The following is a 3,472-nucleotide window of genomic DNA, read 5'->3' as shown; positions in this document are numbered from 1 at the left end:
GGCGCCCGCCGGCGTGCGGGTGCGGGCCGCGATCGCCGACAGCGGCCCGGGCAGGTCGCGCTCGCGCGCCATCGCGAGGCCCGTGCGGCTCAGCCCCGCGAGGATGCCCATGAGCGAGCCGAGGCACGCGAGCGCGCCCGCGCCGAGCACGACCGCGTGCAGCACCGGGTCGCCGACGAGGTCGGCGAGCGGCGTCGCGGACGACGCGAGGTCGGCGCCGAGGCGCGCCGACGTCGCCCAGCCGACGGCCGCGTAGAGCGCGAGCACGACGCCGAGGCCCAGCACGATCGCGGCCGGCAGCGTGCGGCGGGGCTCGCGCACCTCCTCGCCGAGCGTCGCCATGCGCGCGTAGCCGGCGAAGGCGAAGAAGAGCAGGCCCGCGGCGGTGAGCACCGGCACGGGGCTCGAGGCGGATGCGTCGGTGGCGACGGGCGTGAGCGTCGCGGTGCCGCCGGTCGCCGCCCAGCCGAGCGCGACGAGCACGATCACGAGCACGACGGCGACGATCCCGCTCGAGACCCAAGCCGTCACGCGGACGCCGAGCATGTTGAGCGCGGCGAGCAGCGCGATGGCTGCCGCGGCGATCCACGCGGCGTGCTCCGGCCACACGTGCTGCCCGGCGATGACGGCGATCGCCGCGGCGGACGCGGTCTTGCCGGTGAGGAACATCCAGCCGGCCGCGAAGCCGACCCGCTCCCCCACCTCGGCGCGGCCGTAGGCGTACGCGCCGCCGGAGACGGGATGCTCTATCGCGAGCTGCGCGGTCGAGAGCGCGTTGAGCACGGCGATCGTGCCGGCGATCGCCACGGCCGCCGGCAGCCACGGCCCCGCGAGCGCCGCGGCCGGTGCCCAGACGAAGAACAGCCCGGCGCCGATCATCGCGCCGAGGCCGATCGCGATGGCGCCGGGCACGCCGATCCGCCGCTCGAGCTGGGTCATGCGCTCGACCCTAGGCCGACCGGGTGAACGGTCGGTGCCGAGCGCGGCTCAGCGGCGCTCGAGCTCGACGAGCACCTCGGCGTGCGTCGTGTGCGGGAACATGTCGAAGACGCGGGCGCGCGTGGGGCGGAGGCTCGGCATCGCCGCGAGGTCGCGCGCGAGGCTCGAGGGGTTGCAGCTCGAGTAGACGACCCGGCGCACCGCGCTCGCCTCGAGCCGGCCCGCGAGCTCGCCGATGCCGCGCCGCGGCGGGTTCACGACGACGAGCTCGGGCGCGCCCGCGCCCTCGAGGTCGACGCCCGTCGCGTCGCCCACCGCGAACGACGCATCCGCGCCGAGCTCCGCCGCCGTCTCGCGGGCCGCGTCGATCGCCTCGGCCGTCACCTCGACGCCCGCGACCCGGCGGCCGGGCCGCGCGGCGTGCAGCGCGAAGCCGCCGACGCCGCAGTAGAGGTCGAGCACGCTCGCGGGCTCCGCCTCGTCGATCCACGCGGTCGCCTGCCGGTAGAGCGCGGCCGCGACCGCGGTGTTCGTCTGGAAGAAGCCGCGCGGCCGCAGCCGCAGTCCGATGCCGTTGACGCGCATCCGCAGCACGCCCGCGCCCGCGAGCAGCAGCTCCTCGTCGCCCTCGAGCACGGCCTTGTGCTCCGGCTGCAGGTTCGCCGAGACGCTCACGAGCGGCAGGTCGTCGAGCACCGCGAGGTGCTTGCGGACGCGCGGCAGCGCCTCGCTCGAGCGGAGCACGATGCGCAGCGCGAGCTCGCCGTCGGGCGATGCCGTGAGGATGAGGTGCTTGAGCTCGCCGCGCCGGCTCGGCACGTCGTAGGGGACGAGGCGCGCCTCGCGGACGAGCGCCTCGAGCGCCGGCATCGCGTCGACGAGCGGCTGCTCGTGGAGCGGGCACGCCTGCAGGTCGATGCCGGAGCCGTCGGCCGCGAGGATCCCGAGGGTCGGGGCGTCGACGGTGCCGGCGACGGCCATCTTGGCCTTGTTGCGGAACGCGCCGACGGCGCTCGCGAACGGCGGATCCCAGCGCATCGGCGGCAGCAGCGCCTCGATGCGCGCCTGCTGCTCGGCGAGCTGCGCCTCGTACGGCGTCGCGAGGAGCGTGCACGAGCGGCAGCGCCACGCGTCGAAGTAGGCGCAGTCGAGCGCGACGCTCGTCGTGACCGTGCCGGCCCCGTCAGTCTTCACGGGTTTCGATGGGCGCGGGCCCGCCCGCATCCTCGATCTGCTCGATGAGGAACGCGTCGAGGATCTCGGCGCGCAGCGTGTCGATGTGCTTGCGGAGGCGCTGGCGGTCGACGCGCGAGCTGCCGCCGCGCAGCATCTCGACCGCGTGCCCGAGCCGCGTGAGCGACGCCGACCACGCCTTCGCGCGATCCCGCTCCGCGTCGTCGTCGGCGCTGTCGCGCAAGTACTCGACCTGCTCGCGCATCGCCTTGAGGCTCGCGCGCATCGCCTCGGGGTCCTGACCGCTCGAGCGGCCCAGCCGCTGCACCTCGCGCTGGATCCGCTCGGCGATGTCGGGGTTGCTCGCGAGCCACGTCCACACGAGCGGGCCGTACTTCACGCCGCTCACGCCGATCGTCCTCAGCGCGGGCAAGAACCATGCGGGGATCGCCATGTGCACCTCCGGTGCTCGACTCTACCGGCGGCAGCCTGCGCGTCGCCGAGCCCCGTGCTCACGGGCGCAGCAGCGGCTGCCACGGGTCGGGCCTGTCGTAGTGCCACGGGCGGCCCGCCCACGGCACCGGATCCCGCGGGGCGGCGGCGAGCACTCGCGAGCGGCGGCCATGCGCGGAGCGCACCCCGCGCGTGCCGAGCACGATCGCGAGCGCGAGGCAGCCGAGCGCGGGCAGCCACAGGAGCGCGAGGGCGCCGAAGGGTGCGGCGGCGTCCGCGTCCTGGATCACCGGGAGCAGGGACGGAGTCGCGGCCGCCGCGGCGAGCAGCCAGCCGATCGCGCCGATCGCGGTCGCGACGAGCTCGAGCGGCGAGCGGTCGAGCACGATCGCGTCGGCGTGCTCGACCACGGGCGCCTCGCGGCGGTCGAGCGCGACCAGCACCTGCGCGTCGCGGCGCGCGCGCACGAGCAGGAGCGCGGCCCAGCCCACGAGGATCGCCGGCGCCGAGATCGCGAGCACGGCGCCGCCCGTCAGCACGAGCGCATCGATCGCTGCTTCCCCCTCGGGGCCCCACGTGCGTCGCTCCGCGAGGCGGCCCGGTTGGCGCAGCCACACCCCCGCGAGGAAGACGAGCGTGCCGAGCACGAGCGGCGCGATCACGAGCGCGAGGCGCAGGCGGCGGCGCGGCCTCGCCGCGCGCTCGACCGGCGTGACCGACGTCGTCCAGCGCAGCGAGGCGCGGCTCCAGCGCCGCTCCCAGCTGCGCCGCGACGCGCCACGGCGGCCGCTGCGCGCCACGAGCGCGAGCGCGACGGCCAGCACGGCGAGCGGGATCGCGAGCGCCGACGCCCGGACGCCCGCGCTGTAGGTGTCGTCGGGCACGAGGAGCAGGCCGAGCAGCAGGG

General features: G+C 76.4%; 4 protein-coding genes. All 4 read right to left on the bottom strand.

What is annotated here, in order from left to right:
• Window positions 1–939 (bottom strand): APC family permease (locus tag ABD106_RS12515; RefSeq protein WP_343920832.1); only part of this gene is annotated, 939 nt, incomplete at its 3' end.
• A 48-nt stretch (window positions 940–987) separates the two neighbouring features.
• Complete coding sequence (locus tag ABD106_RS12510) at window positions 988–2,133, bottom strand: methyltransferase domain-containing protein (protein ID WP_343920830.1); 1,146 nt, start codon at window positions 2,131–2,133, stop codon at window positions 988–990.
• Window positions 2,123–2,566, bottom strand: a complete 444-nt coding sequence (locus tag ABD106_RS12505; protein ID WP_343920828.1) for a hypothetical protein — start codon at window positions 2,564–2,566, stop codon at window positions 2,123–2,125. Before ABD106_RS12505 ends, ABD106_RS12510 begins: the two co-directional genes overlap by 11 nt.
• 58 nt (window positions 2,567–2,624) lie before the next feature.
• On the bottom strand, window positions 2,625–3,472 hold an 848-nt coding region (locus tag ABD106_RS12500), incomplete at its 5' end, for a hypothetical protein (protein ID WP_343920826.1).

The sequence above is a fragment of the Agrococcus citreus genome (assembly GCF_039527715.1).
In the GTDB taxonomy this organism is placed as follows: domain Bacteria; phylum Actinomycetota; class Actinomycetes; order Actinomycetales; family Microbacteriaceae; genus Agrococcus; species Agrococcus citreus.
Note: the sequence above shows the minus strand (reverse complement) of the source record. Positions and strands in the feature narration are given on the sequence as shown.